This is a genomic window from Pseudolactococcus plantarum, from assembly GCF_002441715.1.
Taxonomy (GTDB): domain Bacteria; phylum Bacillota; class Bacilli; order Lactobacillales; family Streptococcaceae; genus Pseudolactococcus; species Pseudolactococcus plantarum.
In genome coordinates this window covers 1-17631 of sequence record NZ_JXJX01000012.1, presented here as the reverse complement: position 1 = coordinate 17631, position 17631 = coordinate 1, and the positions used below count along the sequence as shown (strand labels likewise).

General features: G+C 36.3%; 19 protein-coding genes. 5 read left to right on the top strand and 14 right to left on the bottom strand.

What is annotated here, in order from left to right:
* Positions 1 to 74: 74 nt before the first annotated feature.
* The 7 genes from RU87_RS08205 to RU87_RS08175 form a co-directional block, all read right to left on the bottom strand.
* Entirely contained in the window at positions 75 to 1835 is a 1761-nt protein-coding gene (locus tag RU87_RS08205; RefSeq protein WP_068164279.1) for an ABC transporter ATP-binding protein, read from the bottom strand.
* Between the two features lie 126 nt (positions 1836 to 1961).
* Positions 1962 to 2600 carry a MarR family winged helix-turn-helix transcriptional regulator gene (locus RU87_RS08200; protein ID WP_068164281.1) on the bottom strand — a complete coding sequence of 213 codons (639 nt, stop codon included), beginning with the start codon at positions 2598 to 2600 and terminating at the stop codon, positions 1962 to 1964.
* Positions 2601 to 2739: 139 nt separating this feature from the next.
* Entirely contained in the window at positions 2740 to 4842 is a 2103-nt protein-coding gene (locus tag RU87_RS08195; RefSeq protein WP_068164283.1) for a heavy metal translocating P-type ATPase, read from the bottom strand.
* Positions 4843 to 4939: 97 nt separating this feature from the next.
* Entirely contained in the window at positions 4940 to 5140 is a 201-nt protein-coding gene (locus RU87_RS08190) for a heavy-metal-associated domain-containing protein (protein ID WP_068164286.1), read from the bottom strand.
* 11 nt (positions 5141 to 5151) lie between these two features.
* The gene (locus RU87_RS08185) at positions 5152 to 5592 is read right to left on the bottom strand and encodes a CopY/TcrY family copper transport repressor (protein ID WP_231860455.1); all 441 of its coding nucleotides are present in this window, start codon (positions 5590 to 5592) and stop codon (positions 5152 to 5154) included.
* 63 nt (positions 5593 to 5655) lie between these two features.
* A complete protein-coding gene (locus tag RU87_RS08180) occupies positions 5656 to 6321 on the bottom strand; it encodes a thiamine diphosphokinase (protein WP_068164293.1) in 666 nt (221 codons plus the stop codon).
* A gap of 87 nt (positions 6322 to 6408) precedes the next feature.
* Positions 6409 to 6714: a winged helix-turn-helix transcriptional regulator gene (locus tag RU87_RS08175; protein ID WP_068164295.1), complete on the bottom strand. Its 306-nt coding sequence runs from the start codon at positions 6712 to 6714 to the stop codon at positions 6409 to 6411.
* 101 nt (positions 6715 to 6815) lie between these two features.
* Here RU87_RS08175 and RU87_RS08170 point away from each other — a divergent pair, with 101 nt between their 5' ends.
* Entirely contained in the window at positions 6816 to 7430 is a 615-nt protein-coding gene (locus RU87_RS08170; protein WP_068164297.1) for a nitroreductase family protein, read from the top strand.
* Positions 7431 to 7464: 34 nt separating this feature from the next.
* On the opposite strand, the gene RU87_RS08165 is transcribed toward RU87_RS08170, so the two are convergent.
* From RU87_RS08165 to RU87_RS08140, 6 genes are all read right to left on the bottom strand, one after another.
* Positions 7465 to 9390, bottom strand: a complete 1926-nt coding sequence (locus RU87_RS08165; RefSeq protein WP_068164300.1) for an NAD(P)/FAD-dependent oxidoreductase — start codon at positions 9388 to 9390, stop codon at positions 7465 to 7467.
* An 87-nt stretch (positions 9391 to 9477) separates the two neighbouring features.
* Entirely contained in the window at positions 9478 to 11283 is a 1806-nt protein-coding gene (gene recQ, locus RU87_RS08160; RefSeq protein WP_068164302.1) for a DNA helicase RecQ, read from the bottom strand.
* 60 nt (positions 11284 to 11343) lie between these two features.
* The gene (locus tag RU87_RS10010) at positions 11344 to 11490 is read right to left on the bottom strand and encodes a YciI family protein (RefSeq protein ID WP_231860456.1); all 147 of its coding nucleotides are present in this window, start codon (positions 11488 to 11490) and stop codon (positions 11344 to 11346) included.
* A 276-nt stretch (positions 11491 to 11766) separates the two neighbouring features.
* Positions 11767 to 12516 carry a class I SAM-dependent methyltransferase gene (locus RU87_RS08150; protein WP_068164305.1) on the bottom strand — a complete coding sequence of 250 codons (750 nt, stop codon included), beginning with the start codon at positions 12514 to 12516 and terminating at the stop codon, positions 11767 to 11769.
* Between the two features lie 101 nt (positions 12517 to 12617).
* Positions 12618 to 13769, bottom strand: a complete 1152-nt coding sequence (locus RU87_RS08145) for an MFS transporter (RefSeq protein ID WP_068164309.1) — start codon at positions 13767 to 13769, stop codon at positions 12618 to 12620.
* On the bottom strand, positions 13770 to 14189 hold the full coding sequence (locus RU87_RS08140) for a MarR family winged helix-turn-helix transcriptional regulator (protein ID WP_068164312.1): 420 nt from the start codon (positions 14187 to 14189) through the stop codon (positions 13770 to 13772).
* 317 nt (positions 14190 to 14506) lie between these two features.
* Between RU87_RS08140 and RU87_RS08135 the strand changes: the two genes are divergently transcribed.
* From RU87_RS08135 to RU87_RS09850, 3 genes are all read left to right on the top strand, one after another.
* Positions 14507 to 14701 carry a hypothetical protein gene (locus tag RU87_RS08135; RefSeq protein WP_068164316.1) on the top strand — a complete coding sequence of 65 codons (195 nt, stop codon included), beginning with the start codon at positions 14507 to 14509 and terminating at the stop codon, positions 14699 to 14701.
* Positions 14702 to 14917: 216 nt separating this feature from the next.
* The gene (locus RU87_RS08130) at positions 14918 to 15280 is read left to right on the top strand and encodes a hypothetical protein (protein WP_068164319.1); all 363 of its coding nucleotides are present in this window, start codon (positions 14918 to 14920) and stop codon (positions 15278 to 15280) included.
* 129 nt (positions 15281 to 15409) lie between these two features.
* Positions 15410 to 16066, top strand: a complete 657-nt coding sequence (locus RU87_RS09850) for a hypothetical protein (RefSeq protein WP_231860457.1) — start codon at positions 15410 to 15412, stop codon at positions 16064 to 16066.
* Positions 16067 to 16239: 173 nt separating this feature from the next.
* Here RU87_RS09850 and RU87_RS08120 read toward each other — a convergent pair whose 3' ends face one another.
* Positions 16240 to 16473 carry a CBU_0592 family membrane protein gene (locus RU87_RS08120; RefSeq protein ID WP_068164322.1) on the bottom strand — a complete coding sequence of 78 codons (234 nt, stop codon included), beginning with the start codon at positions 16471 to 16473 and terminating at the stop codon, positions 16240 to 16242.
* Between the two features lie 513 nt (positions 16474 to 16986).
* Between RU87_RS08120 and RU87_RS08115 the strand changes: the two genes are divergently transcribed.
* Positions 16987 to 17562, top strand: coding sequence for a DUF4352 domain-containing protein (locus RU87_RS08115; protein WP_068164325.1), 576 nt, complete (start codon positions 16987 to 16989; stop codon positions 17560 to 17562).
* Positions 17563 to 17631 lie beyond the last annotated feature (69 nt).

Sequence of the window (17631 nt, the reverse complement as noted above, 5' to 3'; positions counted from 1 at the left end):
ATAAAGATATTTCTAAAAATAAAAAGATAGACATGGTATGTCCATCTTCAGTTAAAATTAATTGACTAACGCTTTCAGCTAATCCCTTGCGTAAGGATCTGATCTTGAACATACTGAGCATATTTTTCATGTTGACTTACAAGCTCTGTATGTTTTCCTGATCCAGTTACAGACCCTTTTTCGACGAAGTAAATCATGTCTGAATCAACAATCGTCGCAAGCCTGTGTGCAATGACCAGAGTAGTCCGACCTTTCATGAGATTTTTCAAAGCTTTTTGAACCATCATTTCAGACTCAGAATCTAGACTAGCAGTAGCTTCATCTAACATGAGCAACTTAGGATTACGCAGAAATGCTCTCGCAATTGCTAATCTTTGCCGTTGTCCCCCTGATACTTTAATCCCTCGTTCGCCAACTTCTGTTGATAATTGAGCTGGCATTTCTTCAACAAACTGTCGTGCATAAGCTAAATCAAGTACATGCCAAAGTTGTTCATCTGTAAATGTGTCTGTTAGTCCATAAGTCAGATTGTCACGAATCGTTCCTGCAAGAATAGCTGAATCTTGAGAGACGAACCCAATTTGTTTGCGATAATTGGCTAGGTTGATATCTGTAATCGGTGTATCTCCAAATGTAATTTTTCCACTTGTTGGGTCATAGAATCTTTCTAATAGGCTAAAAATAGTCGATTTCCCTCCACCAGAAGGCCCGACAAACGCGATCACCTGACCTGTTTGCGCTTCAAAAGAAATGTCTTTTAAGATATCTTTTTCACCGTCATAAGCAAAATCAACATGTTTTGCACATAACGTTTTACCTGAAATGTCAATCATTTCTCCAACGTTCAAGTCTTCTTGTGATTCTTCAAGTAATTCAGATACTCGTTTAGTAGATCCAGCTGCTTTCGCCATTTCTGTAAAGAGTTGGGCGATCATAGGTAGAGCACCTATCATATTAAAAAGATACATCAAAAAGCTCATCAAGGTACCGATTTGCATGGCACCACTAGCAATTCTGTGCATACCATACCCTAGTAAGCCAAAAATCATCGACATCATAACCATCATCATAAAAGGTTGCATGATTGCATCGAAAAACGCTTCTTTTCTGCCAACTTTAAATAGCTTTTGTACTTCTAAATTTGCACGATTTTGTGCTTGTTTTTCAGCATTTGACGTTTTAACGAGACGGATTTCTGAAAGTGTCTCAGATGCTATACCGCTAAATTCTGATAAAGCATCTTGACGCTTATGCCCAATCTTTGATCCAAATTTAAAGACAGGAATCATGATCAGCATGGCGAGTGGGACCACGATAACCATAGCAAGTGTCATATGCCATTCCATCCTAAACATCATATAGACAGAACCTATGATTGTAATAAAGCTGGCTAGGGTTTGGGGAAATACATTAGCTAATAACTGCTTAACTTGACTGGTGTCATTGACCAAGCGACTGGCAATTTCACCTGATTTTACTGTATCAAAATAACTTACTTTTAAGTGCGTTAACTTTGCCCACAAATTCTTTCTGAGATTTGCAATCACATGTTCTCCGAAAATACCTAAGACTGTTCCACCAATTGCTGATATGATTGCTGATAATACAAACAAAGCCACAACGTTTATTAAAAGTGAATAATCTATTCCCTTACTAAATTGATTAATCAAAGTTTGTGCTAATTTGGGGACATAAACTGTGATTGCACTAGAAATACTAGCCAATACAACACCGATAATCAAAAGTAGATACTTGGGTTTTGCCTGATTGATCAATTGAAAAAATGTCTTAAACTTAAATTTTGTCCCATCTGCTCGTACAGTTTCTGGATTCATTTTATTTTCACGCTTTCTCTCATTCTTTAAACAAAGCTTCACTATTTGCTTTGATTACTAGTAGAAATAGGTTGCTACAAGCACTAAACTGATTATTACTGCTTCTGTCACCTTCATCTCCTTTATTCAAACTATATCTTCGTCGATATCTTCATGATGCTGCTTACGAGATAATCGCCTTCTTCCTTGATGGTCTCCCCACATTGGATATTGATCAAAAGATTCCCCTCCTCTATGATTAAATTCTCGCATCATACGACCACGAGCTTGTCCCATACGTGCATTTATTTTTTCAAATATCTGCCAATGTTCCTCATTACTAAATTCTTGGGTGAGTTTTTCATAGAAGAGTTGACTATCTAGACGCTTAGCTAATTTATCAATCCCTTGACTAAGCACCTCAAGCTCTGATTCACTGAAGTCCTTAAACAATTCTTGATTTAGTCTAAAAGACATTTTTTGACGTGCATTCAACATCTTTTGACCGGCTTCGGTTAGCTTTATATAGGTCACTCGCGCATCTTTATCAGATTTAGTTCTCTCCACAATACCAACATGCGATAGTTTTTTTATAATCTGGGTAACAGAACTTGGCTTGATATCTAAAACCTCTGAAATTCGTCCTGCCGTTACCTCATCTTCTTTAGCTAATAAGTTTAGTGTCATCGCACCATTATCTTCACGCTCATATAATTTACCGATAAACATGAAAAAAGGGTTATTCGAAATATCTCTCAAATCATTTATAATATCTTCAGTTTTCATTTATTTAGTTTCCTTTATCTTTAACTAAATAAATAATACCTTTATTTAGTTAGTTTGTCAATAAAAAACTAAACTAATTTTTGATTTGACAGAATAAAGACTATCACCGGCATGATAGTCTTTATTTTTTTATGAACATTCATAGCTTTTCTCTACCTAATATGAGTGAGCTGATAATCACACTGACACTTGATAAACTCATCGCTAATCCTGCAAATATAGGATTTAACAACCCAAATGCAGCTAAAGGAATACCTATCAAGTTATAAATAAACGCCCAAAAGTAGTTTTGATGAATTTTTCTAACTGTCTTTTTAGATAATGTCATCAGTGAGGTAATTCTTTCTAGTGCATGATCAGATACAATGACGACATCTCCTGACTGCATAGCAATATCACTACCTGATCCCATCGCAACACCAACAAGTGCACTAGATAATGCAACAGAATCATTAATCCCATCACCTACCATCATCGCGTTCTTAGTCTCACGCACAATCGTTGCTTTTTGCGTCGGTGTTGCTTTGGCGATGACCGTATTCACACCAACTTCTTGATTAATCAGCTCAGCAGATGCAGCGTTATCTCCGGTCAGCATCATCGTTTTCATACCTATTTTGTGTAAGTTAGCAATTGTATCTCGTGCATCTGACTTAATTTCAGATGAGAAAGTTGCGATACCGACTAACCGTTTTTGTGTTGCAAAATAGATACTCGTGTTTGAGCTTGTCTCAACAGCTATCCCTTGTGCCATCATCAGATCAGCATTACCTGCATAGTACGTTTGACCATTTACATCAGCCATAACACCTTGTCCAGCCAACTCTTTAAAGTTAGTTATCGGTAGCGTGTGATCTATAGACAAAGTTTTAGCTAGTGGGTGATTAGAATAACTTTCAATACTAGCCAAGATCTGGAAATCACTCTCAGAACCAGACCAATTTTCAAGTTTAAACTTGCCTGTTGTGATGGTACCTGTCTTATCAAAAATGATTGTTGAGACGTTTTTACTATCTTCTAATGCATTCGCATCTTTGATTAGAATCCCGTGTTTTGCACCTAATCCTGTTGCGACCATAATTGCTGTTGGTGTTGCCAACCCCAAAGCACAAGGACAAGATATCACCAAAACACTCGTTGTATGCAAAAGAGCTACACTAATATCTTTTGTCACCCAAAACGTGATGATAAATGTGACTAGTGAAATCAGTAAGACTACCGGTACAAAAATACTAGAAATTTTATCTGCTACTTTTTGAATTTTAGGTTTGGTTGCTTGAGCTTCCTCTATCGCAGCCATCATCTGAGAAATAGTAGAGGCTTCTTGTGTATGTATCACAACCCCTGTAATGACACCATCTAAATTTATCGCTCCCTCAGCCACAAATTCACCACTGTTTTTAGTTACAGGTACTGATTCTCCCGTTAAAGAAGATTCATCAAAGCTAGCTGTTCCAGATATAACTTTGATATCTAAAGGGACACTTTCACCGGCCTTAACAGAGATGATCTGATTTTCAACTACTCTTTCAACAGGTGTGTCTATTTCTTTTCCAACATGTATGAGATGCACTGTTTGCGCACGTTGTTTTTGCAAACTATAAATAGCAGCAGATGTATTTTTTTTAGCTTTATTTTCTAGATTTTTGCCAAGTAATACCAGTGTAATGATGACTGCTGAAGACTCAAAATTTACGGCTGATCGATGTGCTAATAAAAGGCCAAAGATAAGGCTAGATAGATAAGCTACCGTTGTCCCTAAGGCAACAAGCACATCCATATTAGCTGACTTATTTTTGATGGCCATATAGGCACCTTTATAAAATCTAGCACCAAAGATAAATTGCACTGGTGTTGCAAGAATTAACTGAACCCAAGGATCATGCAAAAACATAAAACTATGTAGGTCAAAAATCATGGCAAACATCCCTATCATCATGGGAAATGATAACAAGGCAGCGATGATAAACGACCATAGAAGCCGTTTTTCTGATTTCAGTTTGGCTAATCTAATCTTTTCACGATGTGCTTTATCATCAACAATAGCACCATATCCAGCTTGTTGAACAGCTCGGATTATCTGATCAGTACCACTTTCGTCTTGCATGATTACTTTGGCTTTTTCTGTAGCTAAATTAACTGTTGCCTCTACTACAGCGTCTGATGCATTAAGCGATTTGCTGACTTGGTGTGCACAATTTGCACAAGTCATGCCTGTGATGACAAATGATTGTGTTTTCATATAGCTCTGTAAACTTACCTATTGCTAAAAGGTCAGTTATTCCTTTCTACTTTTTAAAAAAAAGCAATGGTCTTGATATCAACCATCGCTCTCTAAATTAGATAACCTGATAACCGGCTGTTGCGACGGCTGATGTTAACGTATCTATATTCGGTGAGTCTGCTTTAATGACAGCTTCACCTTTTTTTAAATTCACTTTTACACTGGTTACCCCATCAACAGATGCCAAAGCCTTGGTCACATGGGCAACACAATTTTTACAAGTCATCCCTTGAATCTTTAATGTCATTTTTTCCATCACGAATCCCCCTAAAATTTCTGCTCTATCTGCTCAGGATGACACCTACAGTCAGTTGATTGATCAAGACAATTACAACTCACATGACAAGCTGGTATTTTCTGTGCCAAAGCATCTGATATCTCTTTGATACCTTCTTTTGTTAAGTCAGCACTGTTAATTAAATTTGTAATCACATTTGGATATTTTTTGGCACATACTTTATCTAAAAGATCTTGGCCCATCAAAGCAACTGCCTGACATTCTGATAAAGTCGGCGTATAAATAAATTTTCGACCAGATTTTGTTGTGACAAGCACTTCTTTTTTAACTAAACGGCCTAATAACGTTTTTATCGTTGCAATAGACCAGTTGTTTGAAGCTGCTATCTTACATGATATCTGATCTACAGATGCCTTCTCTAAAGTCCATATTGCACGCATGATGACCATTTCTGAATCTGAAATATTCATGTTCATCTCCTTATTTCTATCTTTAGTTTACACTTGTAAACAATAAAAGTCAACTTTTTAGTTTCATTTTGATTCATCTTTTGATTGAATAATTGCGACCATTCCTTTTTTAAAGGATAAGGTAACAGGTTGTTCGCCAATAAACTCATTAGAGGATAGGGATAGATTTCGATCAAAATCCGTAGCAGCTAATGCGTATTTAGCACCTTGGATAGCTAATGCCTTTACAGGTGTCAGACTTGCAAAAGCCAGATAGGTCATCTGAGGTTCTTTGACAAGCTGATACTGACCAGCGCTTACAAATCGAATGCTATTTGTCTCATCTCGTAAGATAATTTTATCAACAATAGTTGAAAATCTGCTTTGTAAGGGTAAATAAAATATCTGAATTTGGTGATCAAAGCGGCCACCTATGCCCCCTAGTATCAAAATTTCTTCGATATTTTGAAATCTTGTTAAAACGGCAAGGACAGCAAGTTCTAAATCAGTATCATTTTTTTCAGTTGGAGATTTGTGGTATTCATCAGCATAAGCTGATACTGCACTAAATTCTTCAGCACTCAAACTATCAAAATCACCAATAGCTAAATTGACTGGAAACCCTGCTTGCATCAATCGAAAACTGCCTCTATCTACACCAACGTAAAAAGCTTGATCAAAATTTTTATCCATTTTAATTAGACTTTCAAAAGATTGAGCAGGACCACCTGCTAAGATAACTATTTTCATATCCTTTATTATACCACTGAATACTGCCAATCATATGTTATAGAAGATAACTTTTGATATGGCATAGCAACTGTCCTTATTTCTTCATCATAAATTCTCTTTTCCCCAATCATTTAGGTCACTTAAAAACGGTACCAGCTCTCTACCTTTGTCAGTCAGTGCATAAGTGACATGAGGGGGGACAGTATGGTAATCAACTCTATTCACTAGACCATATTCCACAAGAGTGACCAGACATCTTGTCAACATCACCGTTGTAATATTAGCTACTTCTCTTTTTAATTGATTAAATCGAATATCTTGATGTTTAGAAAGTTGCCATAGAATATTGAGTTGCCACTTTCCTCCCAAAATCGCCATCAATCTTGAGATACCACAATCATTTTGAGTCATACTTGTCTCCTTTTTTACAGTAACAAAAAAGTGCGTACTTACTTTTTATATATCACACTATTATAATAAAACTAATCCATATAGAAAAGAGATAACTATTTATGACTTATTTGACATTTTTAAATGACCGAAGATCTGTCAGAGACTTCGATCCCAACTACAGTATATCTGATCAAGAAATAGCTGAAATGATCACTCATGCAGCAAATGCCCCATCGAGTAATAATTTTCAACCTTGGAAAATCGTCGCGGTAACAAACAAAGCTAAACAAGCACAACTCATGACTTTTGCCTATGGTCAAAAACAGGTACAAGATGCTTCTGTCGTATTTCTAATTCTAGGTGAAAAAAAACGATATGATATTGATAAAATCATGACATTCAATGTTGAACATGCGATCATAACAGCTGAAGAAAGACCCTATAAAACAAAACGTGTTCACGAGTATCTACGTCTTCACCCTGAGGATATAGGTATTCAAGGACTCAAGTTTGATTTAGGATTATTCTCGATGAACTTAATGCATGTAGTTCGTGCATTTGGCTATGATTCAGTTCCGATGAGAGGTGTAGATTTTGACAAAATAAACGCATACTTATCCCTATCTGATGATTATGATGCCATGTTATTGTTACCAGTTGGTAAAGCACTTAAACCAGGACACCCACACGTGCGTTACCCTTTAGCATCATTTTTTACACACATCAAATCATAATGCGTTACAAAAAAACGCCTTAAGACGTTTTTAATTATTTATAGATTGATTTAGACTTACCATACCACCACTTAAAGAAGTGTTTTTGCAGCCATGGCTGTAACCATTTATCTAGGCCAAAGGCACGGCCAGAGCCATTCATTAACGCTAGTGCGACAAAAAGGAACCAGATATTTACCCAGTAAAACATACCTGAGAGCACAAACATCACTGTCAATGCTGCTGTTGCAGCAGAAGCAAGCCATGTAAATGCGCCAACGATCAACGCTAAGGCTAAGGCAACTTCAACAACTGACATAAATTTTTGCATAAACAGCGCAACATCTTCGTTTGGTATCATAAACTTGAAAAGTGGTTTTAACCAATGTGGTACCTTTTCTAGCACAGCCATTGGCTCATGACCAAAAGAGTATGATAAACCAAACTCAGCAGTTGATTTTGTTGTTTCTGCTGCAGTACTTGCAGAAGCTGTTGCATCCGCAGCTCCTGTGGAAGCCCCTGCTGCTGCATCTGCGGTTTCTTTTAACCATTTAAAGGGTAAATGGATGTCATTTGTAAACCAAGACCCTTTACCAAACCAGGTTGTCGGATCCCATAACTTGCCATCTCCTACCCATTTTGGTGTTGCTTCAACTAACCACACCAAGCCATAAAAAATTCGTAACGGTACCGACCACAATACATTGCCTAAACGAGAAGTATGTCCCCGAAACAGGTTACGTTCATGTTCAGTATGGAAAATTTCATTTTTTAGATAGGTGAACATATACCATAAACTACCAATTTGTAGCGTGTACATGATAAAAATAAGATGTTTCACAGCCATAGCAAAGAAACCTGATAAGTGGACTTTTCCAAACAGTTCTGCAACGCCCCATTTGGCGCCAACAGATACCATCGTCCCTTTATAGCTACCAACATAGGTGTGTTTTTCAGTCCCTTTAATATCCGCTATGATATTTAGCGAGGCAATATGAGCGGTCTGCTCAGCTGCTTCAACAATCTGAGGGGTAGGTCGTCCTGTTTCTTTCTCGGTGTATCCTGATACATCACCAGCCACATATATGCCAAGTGCTTCAAATCCTACAGCTTCCATATACGCATTTGCCGTTAACCGTTCACCACGTTCAGTTTTTTCAAGACCATAAGATGTGGCTTGTGTATTGCCTTGCACACCTGTTGTCCAAATCAAGGTATGTGTTGGGACATTCTCACCATCTTTTATTTTGACATGATCGGCAGCAACTTCTGTAATTGCATGATTTAGTAATAAGTTAACATGATGTTTCGTCAGGTATTTAACGACTTTATCTGCGTCTTGTCTATCAAGAGTATTTAAGATCGTCGGCATCATTTCAACGACACTTAACGTGAATTCAGACTCATCAAGTTTGTACTCACGCGCAGCTATACGTCGCCAATCGATCAGCTCGCCTATCATCTCAATACCTGTAAAACCTGAGCCTGCAACGACAAAATTTAGCAAGGCTTTACGTTTGTCATCGTCATGTTCCAAAGCGGCCTGCTCAACAGTTTTTTCTAGATGCCGCCTAATTTTGAGCGCATCTTCCATAGACCATAAGGTAAACCCATGTGCTTTGACACCAGACACTCCAAAATCGTTTGGTTCTCCACCTATCGCGATAATAACATAATCATAGGTAATCACACCATTATATTTAGTCGTGATTTGTTTGGCAGCTTTATCTAGTCCTATTACCTCATCCGTTAATAACTGAACATTTTTTTGATGTGCAAATAGTTTTTGCAAATCATATTGTGCATTGGTAAAAGGCACACGACCAGCAGCAACCTCATGTAATTGTGTCATCATCGTATGATAACTATGTTTATCAATCAGGAGAATTTCTGCGTCATTTTTTAGCTTTTTAGATAATGTTTTTGCTGCTTTTACATCAGCAATACCAGCACCAATCACTGCAATTCTTTTTTTAGACATGTCAGCTCCTATTATCATTACTTCATATATTTTTCACTCATTACTTATTAGTATAACGATTTCATTGACAAATGTAAACATGACGCATCACGTCACTTGTTTAAACTGTTTAATAATCGCTAAAAACTCATCACCAAACTGGTCGGCTTTTTTCTCACCAATACCAGAAACTGTTAAAAGTTTCTCACGTGTCTCGGGCTCTGCCTCTGCCATATTCATCAATACTTGATCAGAAAAAATCATAAAAGGTGGCAAGGATAATTCTTTGGCAAACATGCTACGTTGTTTACGTAATAGTTCAAACAGGTCTCCACCAATTTCACAATTTTGTGATCGTGTTTTTTTAATCGGCTGTGTCGTTTTTATCTCACGCATCATCACACTTTGCTCAGATTTAAGTACGCAAATCCCTTTATCAGAAATACGCAAGCCATTATACTCACCAGAAACTAATAGGAAGCCATCTGCTGCTAGATAATCAATAAACTGATTCAATTTTTTCACTGGCCAGTCTGATAATAAACCATAGGTTGATAGCGTATCGAATCCTGTCCAACGCATTTTCTCAGCTAGTTTACCTCTTAAAACAGCTACTACCTGTGTTTTAGAATAGTTACCAGCTTGCAGTTGGCCCATTCTGACAATGTTAGATAAGACTTTTTGTGCAGCTAAAGTCATATCCAAAAGCTCTCGGGTATCAGTACAGTTTGAGCAGATTCCACAAGGGGGTATTTGTTCACCAAAGTATTGGACAATATACTGCTGTAAGCAATTTTGTGTTGCTGTAAATCCTGTCATTTCCTGTAATTTAGCAAGTTCCCTCTGTCGATACGCTGGCGTTTGATTATCAGCATTATCGATAAAGAACCTTTGTAATTGTGCATCTCTTGCAGATGCCAATAAAACAGTTTCACTGGGAAGACCATCACGACCAGCTCGACCAATTTCTTGATAATAAGCTTCGATAGAGCCTGGCATACTAAGATGAATGATGTACCTGACATTTGTCTTATTAATCCCCATACCAAATGCATTGGTCGCAACCATGACTTGACACTCATCATATAAAAAGGCATCTTGTGCTGCTTCCCGCTCATGATCAAGCATGCCTGCATGATAAGCACGAGCTGAAATACCTGACTTAACCAGTAATTCACTAGTCTCATCTACCAACTTACGTGTGCCAGCATAAATAATCCCAATATCATCGGGATTATTTTTAGCATAGGCAATCACAAAATCGAACTTTTCTTGCTGAGACAGGCCTTTTTCAATCTTGATCGCTAAATTATCCCTAGCAAAGCCAGTTTTAACCGTGTTCTCAATTGCTAAAATATTGATTAAATCTGCTTGTACTTTTTGTGTTGCCGTTGCGGTTAAAGCCATCACATTTGGCTTATTACTTAGATTTTCAATCAAATCAACTGATGCCAAGTAAGATGGTCTAAAATCATGTCCCCACTGAGAAAGCACATGTACCTCATCGATGACAACTAGACTTAAAGGTAACGCTTGAATGAAGCGATAAAAATAGGGATCTTCTAATCGTTCAGGTGCAATAAAAAAGAGTTTATAGACACCGTTTTTGATATCAGTCAGCCTCTTTTTTATTTCATCAACTGTTACCCCACTATTAATCATCGTAGCTGGTACACCGGCAGCAACTAACTCATCAACTTGATTTTTCATTAGGGAGATTAAGGGGGACACGACCATCGTTGTACCTGGTAATAACATGGCAGGTAGCTGATAAGTCAACGATTTCCCACCACCAGTAGGCATAATACCTAAAGTCCTCTTACCAAGTAGTACACTATCTATAATCGCTTCTTGTCCCTCTCGAAAGCTATCGTATCCATAGACTGAGCGTAATAATTCTTTTGTAGTTGTCATCTTTATATTATAACAAAAGCTAATACCAACTGCTTGTATAGTGGCAGATAGTATTAGCTTTTATTTTAGATATTGTGTTAACTCTTGAGATGTTTTGACTGGGTAAAATTCTGTGATATCATACTCAGCAATCTGATTGATATAAAAGGGATCTTGCGATATGATCTTTAGCACTGCCTCTTTATCATCACAATGACACAGTATCACACCACCGGCCCTAGGTTCTTTCGGTCCTGATAATAAGAATTTTTTCTGTTGATATACGTATCCAGAAATTGACGGTGGCCAGGTAAAAATTGTTCAACAACTTCTAGCGGTTTAATATAGTTAAGAGATAATATAAACATTGGTTTTCCTTTCAGCGGTTTTAAAAAATAAGTGTCAGTACTGAGGCTTCAGTCTAGTTGATTTGCTTCACCATAAGCCAAAAGCGAACATAAAGCAGTCGATTTCACTCAATATGACCAGATGATAGCGCACTTGTTAAGCTTTGAGATGTGCGACCGCACGCAGCCTCCTATAATCAGCTTCCCAATGATCCTCATGCCAAAGTTGACGTCGAACTAAGTCTTCTAACTCAGTCAGGATACTATCTTGTTCTGAGTGACTAAACTTTGCCAAATCAGTATCAAAAAATTGGCTTGCCCAGTTATAAAGGCCTTTTTCTTGATCTTTTAAAACAGTCGGTCTGTCATATAAGACTAATAGCTCAATGTCAAAACCATTTTTTTCGAGTAGTTCCCCAAAATTTTCTGCTGTTGGAAAATTAAATCGTGACGTATAAGTATAGCCTTTTGAGACTAAAAGTGTTTTAAATGCCTGTTCTATGGTGGCAATATTGCCAAATCCACCAAATTCACAGATTAATTGCCCGTTTGAGTTTAGAGACTTTTTGATAGCGTGTAATAGCTGATCATGATCAGGAATCCAATGAAATACTGCATTTGAAAATACAATATCCCATTGACTGTCATCAGTCATGTTTAAGGCATCCACAACTTCAAAGTTTAATGTCGGATAAGCGGCCTTTGCTTTGGCAATCATCTCCTTAGACCCATCAATTCCCATAATGTTGGGATAGGTTTTGGAAATTTCATCAGTCAACGTACCAGTCCCACACCCTAGATCCAATATTTTCGCTTGTTTATTCGAAGGCAAATAGCTCAATAATCCTTTACCATACGCTGCAACAAAATCGTGTTTACTGTCATATAAGTTAGCATTCCACTTCATATTTGCTCTCCTATCTTTATCTAAAGTATAGCATAATTTTCTTGGTAGCTTGTCTGACAAACAGATAATATAAAACGAATGAGACATCTCACTTCCAATGCTTAATGACTAATTTTTGACTTTTGTTTAGCATCAATAAACATCAGCACTATGAAAATGAGTAACAGACTACCACCTATGATAAATGGATTTTCTTGATGACCTATTTTTGCTAAAACTGAAATCATAAATGGCGAGACAAACTGACCTAAAAAGATCATGGATTGCCCGATGCCAACTTGATTTGAAGCGTTACTATCGACTGTGGCTAGTAATTGTGCGTTTAAATAAGGTAAGCCCCAACCAAGTCCCCAGCCAGTTAATAATAAGCCAATAATAAAAACAGGCAGTGTTGTAGCAAAGCTCAATAAGCACAAAGCAGCTGCAAAAATAGCGATAATGATAACTTCTTGTATCCGACTGGTTTGATGAGCTAAAACACGCGCATAAAGCATGCCTGCTATCACACCAAATAGTGACAGAACACTCATCAAAACACCTACTGTCATCGTATTGTGTTGATGAAATTGCGTCGCCATATAAAACGACAGATTTGTAGGGATGATAAAATAAATAACAGTTAACAGAAACATTTTGATCCAAACCATTATCAGGTTAATAGATAAACCTGACTTATTTTTTACTATCTCACGCATTTCTGACACTGTCTCTTCATTCACCCCTTCTGGTAGAAATAAGACACTCATCAGAAAACTCAATAAAGCAAGTAAATAAATAAAAAAGACAAAATGCCAGTCGAAACCTGATACGATACCTGAATAAAGTACAGCTATAACAGTTCCTAGATTATTTAAGCCACTTGCATAACCTAACATCACTTTTTGTTCATTACCAGAGAAATAAAGTTGAATAAACCCTACAGTCCAAGGGACAAGTAAACTTAATCCAATACCTAGAATAATTCTAGATACCACTAATATCGGAAACGTTGACCACAGATAAGGGATGAAGCCACATGCATATAATAACAATCCAGCCAATACTTGCCATCTAGGCGATAGCTTTTTAGGTAGGTTAGCCATCACAATTTGACCGATAACAACGCAAATCGACGGTATTGTGACCAATGATTTTATCCATAATTCTGAAATACCAGGAAAATTACGTGCAATTTCAGATAAAGCTGGTGACAAAGCTGCACCTGCTAATAAAGGAAAAAGTGACAGTAAAAGTATAGATAATTTGCGCATCATTCACTCCTCCAATGCTTTAATTGCTGTATCTAAAAATTGTTTGAAGGCAGCATATTCTACATCCGTATACATAGTGGCTAGTTGCTCATTTAGTGTTGATATTCTATCTCTGATTTCTGCTGTTAACTTTTCACCACTTTCTGTCAGATATAAAGCGTAAGCACTTTTATTATGATCATTCTGACGTCGTTCAATAAATCCCATCTCACTATATTTTGTGATCAATCTTGTCAACAAACTTCTTTCTACTTGACGCTTTTTGGCTAGAAAAAGTTGTGTACAGCCTGGATTTTCTTGAATTGTTAAAAACAGATTATAGTCATGGCTACTAATACCTAGTTTTTCACTCCATTTATCTTGTGACCTGATCAATAAATCATTAAGTCTAGTCACACGTTTGCTAAGATAATTTTCTTTCATTAGTTATTCCTCCTCATTTATCTTAACCTTATCATACAACAAAGCGTTTACAAAGTAAACACTTTTGCTTATCAATAACAGTTTACCTATTTACTGGTAGATATGTTATACTTGCTCACGACTCATGCGAATATGAGTTATTGACCACCATACTTTACTCAAGGTAAAGTATATTATTTCATCCCTAAGAAGAGGCGGATCATCCATAAATAGCTATCAAAATCTGCCAGACAACTTGTTTCTATAGCAAAATTGTCACGTAACTGAAATTTTGAGCACAATTTTTGGTATAATATAGGTTGAAAGGGGGTATTGACATGTTCGATACTGAAAATGATTTGACAACTGAGCAACGCGCTCATGATTTAGCATTACTGACTGTACAAGCAGAAATCAACCGTAACTTAATTTCTCAACTACATACTGAGGAAAAATCTGCTGATTTAGACGTCTATGCACTTTACTTGACTGCATATAAAGATACTTTGGAAGCTGTAAACAAGGACTTTTAATTATTATTTTACCCCATCAGTCACTTGCTGTTGGGGTTTATTGTTGCCATATCAAATCAAAACAGAAGCCTATCAATTCATTAATAATGCGTTTAACATCACCAATATCTCGCACTTAATTAGTCAAACACTTTACTAAAGCATTTAAAAAAAGTTATAAGTTGCTTTGCATATATCTATTTGCTATCATAATAACAACTATAATCGGAGGACAAAATGAAAAAAACACTATATCTGTCATTAGCAATTATAATTTGTATCACGGTCTTATCAGGATGTGGTCAAGCTAAATCCAAAACAACTTGGTTACAAGGGAAATGGTACAGCAAATCATGGCAAGTTACTTATGTGTTCTCACAAAAAAACGATAACTGGCAAATCAAGGATGGCAAAGGTAATGTGATTTCAAAAAGTGCCACACCTTCGAAAGACTCTAATGACAAAGCAATCACATTAGTCGATCAAAATGGCACTAAGTTTATCATCAAAAAAATAGATAAATCCACGATCAAGTTTTTACAAACAAGTAAAAAAGGCTTAATGGGTACTACTGCCGCTGTAGAGTTTGTCAAAGAATAATCTAAAAAAAGAGTAAGCGTTAACCTTACTCTTTTTATATTCACTAATATATTAGTGATATCCTACTTCTCTTTCTACAACAAAAAAAAATTAAATAATTGTATAATAGGGGTCAAAAAGGAGAGTAATATGAAAAATATAGCATTATTGTTTGTTGGTATTTTAAGTTTTATTGGCCTTAGTGCATGTGGCACCGAGAATCATGCAAAAAGAGACAGTTCTGCTAGTTCAACACCTAAAACTGAACAAAAAGCAAACTCATCAAGTTCATCAGCGAAAGCTGGGCAACAAGTTAGCTCGTCTAGTACGACAACTCCTTCCAGCTCTGACAATAGTCAAAGTCAAACACAAGAACAGACAACTACTTCTCCACTATCTGGTTATAGCGATGAACAAATAGAATATGCACGCGTTACAGAAACTTTACTTCATTACTATGGGTATAATTTTCAACCTGTCTCCATTACTGCTCAAAAAAATGGTAAAAATCATCCAGTATTTCCTTTTGATGGTTCTATGGTTGTTCGAGAAGAATCTGTTACATTAACATTTAGTTCTGATAATACTATGGCTGGCACAACTATTGTCACTTATAGTTCTAATCATAATGGCTCAATCAATTTTTATAAAAATCCTAACCATTATCAAGACGAACATTATCTAACAGATCCAGTATTTGTCAAAACAGAATCTGAACGATTATTAGATAGAATGGTAACTATCAACATCCCACTTTCTTTTGATGAACAAGCCGCTCAAATCATTTCAAAAATTCAACTTAAATAACTCATTTTACACTTTTCTATAAAAAATAAAAAAGGAGGACAGCTACATCCCTTAATCGGTCTTGTAGCTGTCCTTCTTTTTAATGCGAAAAACGATAACAACTAGTAAACAAGCCAATAAAAAAATCGACAAGCAAACCCTTATCGATTTGTGCTTTATCATGATAGTTGTGACTACCTTTTGCTGTTTATAGCTAGTTTGATTAGACTTAGTAATGAGACAATCGCCCATACCCCTTCTAAAGCTAAAAATCCCCACTGATTTAAAACTAAAGCGTCACCGGCAAGGATTGTGGAACCTAAAAAGTTTAACCATAAATAGCGTCTGCTATTAGCATCGATAAGTTGATACTGCGATAGGATGAACGCTAGCAAAACCAGACTAGAACCAATAATTTGAATGAACATAAAAAATCTCCTTTAAAAGTTGCGCCGTCGTGCTTACCCGGTACGCCGCTGCTCGTCAGGAGGATTTGATTTCCTAATAATAGTATAGCACAATTCATGTATAAGCTACTGCTATAGACTTTTAAATAAAGAAAACGGCCATATCATGTTATCTTAAAGATGATTTGTAAACATGATAGACATAAATCAAACTGCCTATACATTAGGCAGAACCTATTTGCTAAAGATAGTATAGGGTACATAGGTCTATGGCCTATACTTTTTTAAAGTATATAAGTCAGATAATTTATAGTTATTTAAATATTTGATAAAAAATAAATAATCAGGTACACTATAAGAGAGAAGTAAAATAATCAGGAATGCAGCTTTCTGTATTGTCAGATAAAAAAGCTTTTAGTCTCACTATTTATGAAACATCATGCGTTATATTTTTTGTTATTGTAGATACCTTTACAAGGCTATACTATAATTCGTGCAAACTTGATCCACGTTAAAAGCTGATAGGAGGTTATGATGAGTCTAAACGATGGTATAGAAACAAATCAAGATAAAAAGAAAAACCCTATTTTGAAATTTTGGTGGGTGTGGTCGATTATTATTCTGGTAGCTATCGGTATTTTAGTCCCTAACTTAATCATTCAAAAAGCAATGAGCACAAATAGTGTCACGCAAACAGGAAAAAATAAAATTGTTAAGGTTGGAGACAGTGTTACACAAAACGGTGTACATTATCAGATCAACTCTGTAAAATATAATACTGGTACTAAATATTCTAAGCCTGATGATGGGAACCAGTACGTTATCGTGAATATCACAATCGAAAATAAAGGTAAAGACACCGTAAGCTATAATCGTTATAATTTTAAACTTGATGATGCTGGCAATCAAACTAGTTTTTCAGATTATCTGACTGGAGATGATGGTAAAAAAGTTGTCAACGATATCCTTGGATCAGGAGACTTAGCCGAGGGTGGTAAAGTAACTGGTTCGATGATTGGCCAAGCCAAAATTGGAGAAAAATACAAATTAGTTTATTCAGGATATACGAAGAATTATAAAAAAAGTACCATTACTTTTAATTTAAACTAAACATTTCTGAGTTAAAATAGCATATAAAAAAACACTATCGTGTCAAGCCCCAAATAAAACAGACAGTTC